Origin of the sequence: Staphylococcus sp. HMSC072B07 (assembly GCF_001815505.1) — a bacterium.
GTDB classification, from domain to species: domain Bacteria; phylum Bacillota; class Bacilli; order Staphylococcales; family Staphylococcaceae; genus Staphylococcus; species Staphylococcus simulans.
In genome coordinates this window covers 1-2,481 of record NZ_KV820894.1, presented here as the reverse complement: position 1 = coordinate 2,481, position 2,481 = coordinate 1, and the positions used below count along the sequence as shown (strand labels likewise).

The following is a 2,481-nucleotide window of genomic DNA, read 5'->3' as shown; positions in this document are numbered from 1 at the left end:
AAAAAAAAAGAACATTTGTTAAAAGAAATTAGAACAAAATGAGTGAAAAATTAGAACAAACAAATTCCTTATAAACCTTATCATCTCAACCTATATTAAGATTTTACCTAGTTGAATCTTCTTTTCTATATAAAGCGTCGGAGCATATCAGGGGGTTATCTAACGTAAATGCTACCCTTCGGCTCGCTTTCGCTCGGCATTGACGTCAGATACTGCACCCCCTGAACCCCCATGCTCCAACAGCAAAAAGGAAACTTTTTGCTGCTTTTCCGACGCTTATTCGCTTCGCTCATATTTATATAGAAAAGAAGCGAATGCGCAAAAGACATAATCGATTCACAAAAAATAGGTACACGAAAAACAAGTTAAGGGATGCAGTTTATGCATCCCTTAACTTACTTATTAAATAATTTATAGCTATTGAAAAGAGATAAGAATTGTTCAAAGCTAATATTGTTTAAATCGTCAATTCCTGCATGTTTTAAGGAATTGTTAAATTGATTTTTTGTAAATATTTTCTTGTATTCTTTGTTAACCCATTTCATAACGAAATAATTATACTTCTGTTTATCTTTGTGTGATATTCTTGATTTTTTTCTATTTAATCTGATAAGTGAGCTATTCACTTTAGGTTTAGGATGAAAATATTCTCTTGGAACCATACTTAATATAGAAATATCAACTTCTGCCATTAAAAGTAATGCCAATGAGCGTTTTGTATTTAATAATCTTTTAGCAAACCCGTATTCCACGATTAAATAAATCTCATCAGCTATACTATCAAAAACAATTTTGCGTATTATATCTGTACTTATGTTATAAGGTATATTACCAAATATTTTATAGGATTGGTTTTTAGGAAATTTAAACTGCAATATATCCTTGTTTAAAACTTGGAAATTATCGTGATCAACAAGTTTATTTTCTGTAGTTTTGCATAATTTATGGTCTATTTCAATGGCAGTTACGAAATTACACCTCTGTACTAATTCAAGGGTAAAATGGCCTTTTCCTGAGCCGATTTCAAAGATATTATCATGTTCATTTAATCTTATATTTGTCATTATTTTATCTATATTATGTTTTGAAGTAATAAAGTTTTGACTGTGTTTTATATTTTTCTCGTTCATTATAACCCTCTTTAATTTGGTTATAATGAATTTTGCTTATTAACGATTCATTATAACCACTTATTTTTTGTTTGGTTGATAATGAACTGTGCTGATTACAAAAATACTAAAAATGCCCATATTTTTTCCTCCTTATAAAATTAGTATAATTATAGCACGAGCTCTGATAAATATGAACATGATGAGTGATCGTTAAATTTATACTGCAATCTGATGCGATTATTGAATAAAAGATATGAGAGATTTATCTAGTTTCTTTTTTTACAAGAAAAAAGAAAGTTCTTAAAGGTTTTATAGTTTTGGTCGTAGAGCACACGGTTTAACGACTTAATTACGAAGTAAATAAGTCTAGTGTGTTAGACTTTAATGTTTTTTAAAGGCATTAGTGCACTTAAGCGTCAGAGCATGGCTTTATGCCGAGAAAACTATTGGTTGGAATGGCGTGTGTGTTAGCCAAAGCTTTGGCGAGTTGGTTGGGGGTTTCATGGGATTAATCCCATGAAAGTACCAACTCAACAACACACTAACGCCTGTTGGTTCCAACCAATAGGAAATTGGAATAAGCAATTAGTATAATGAGAGTATAATGTTGGTATAACGTTAGTATAATGATGCTTTTTTTCATTATATTTTTTATGTACTTTAAACCTGCACGCTTATGCGAATTAGAAAAAGCTTAATCGCATTTCATAGATTGACCTCCCAATAACACCACGTAGTTATTGGGAGGTCAATCTATTTCATTTGCGTTAAGCTTTTGATCTACATTAAGCGTGCAGGTTTTTTGTCTATTTGTAGACGATTTTATGTTATACTAGTCCTTGAAAGAATAATAATCAGATAATGCATTTTCTTGTTTTTCATTTGCCTCTTGCTCAAAGTTCCCAAATTCGAGTAAGAGGTATTTTTGTTTTTGGTCGTCGCCTCTCATTAGTAGTTCAGGGTTTAACATTAATACTCCAGTTTTTCTTTTTATAATATTTCCTTCTTCTAAGATTTTAAGTGTTGTTATTACTGTTTGTAGACTTGTTCCTGTAGCTTTTGCTATTTCTCTTGTTGTAGCTATCATTGTATTGTTACTTAAGTGGACATTATCTAGGATATAGTTAACGATTTTAAGTTTTTTTCCGCCAATCATATCTAACATACTTATTAATTGCACTATATATGCCTTTACGAAGTTACCAGACGTTTGTTTACGGTATAACTTGTCTACCTCTATGACTTCTCCACTTTCTTCGTCTATGAGCCTCTGAGAGCCTTTATAGACTGTTCCATATCTTTCTTTCATCTTTTTCTCACTCCTTATTTTAAACTATTCTAACTATATCATAACTGTTCTAAAAAAAAA

The 2,481-nt window shown here is 30.8% G+C and carries 3 protein-coding genes; all 3 read right to left on the bottom strand.

What is annotated here, in order from left to right; genetic code table 11:
• Window positions 1–395 precede the first annotated feature (395 nt).
• Window positions 396–1,130, bottom strand: coding sequence for a 23S rRNA (adenine(2058)-N(6))-methyltransferase Erm(C) (gene erm(C), locus HMPREF3031_RS00055; protein WP_001003264.1), 735 nt, complete (start codon window positions 1,128–1,130; stop codon window positions 396–398).
• Window positions 1,131–1,190: 60 nt separating this feature from the next.
• Window positions 1,191–1,250, bottom strand: coding sequence for a 23S rRNA methylase leader peptide ErmCL (gene ermCL / locus HMPREF3031_RS13225; RefSeq protein WP_002497446.1), 60 nt, complete (start codon window positions 1,248–1,250; stop codon window positions 1,191–1,193).
• A 694-nt stretch (window positions 1,251–1,944) separates the two neighbouring features.
• Window positions 1,945–2,421, bottom strand: a complete 477-nt coding sequence (locus HMPREF3031_RS00050; RefSeq protein WP_000664727.1) for a replication/maintenance protein RepL — start codon at window positions 2,419–2,421, stop codon at window positions 1,945–1,947.
• Between the last annotated feature and the right edge of the window lie 60 nt (window positions 2,422–2,481).

Bases quoted from the DNA above. Each gene is read 5' to 3' on its own strand.
- HMPREF3031_RS00050 (WP_000664727.1), bottom strand. From the start codon at position 2,421: ATGAAAGAAAGATATGGAACAGTCTATAAAGGCTCTCAGAGGCTCATA.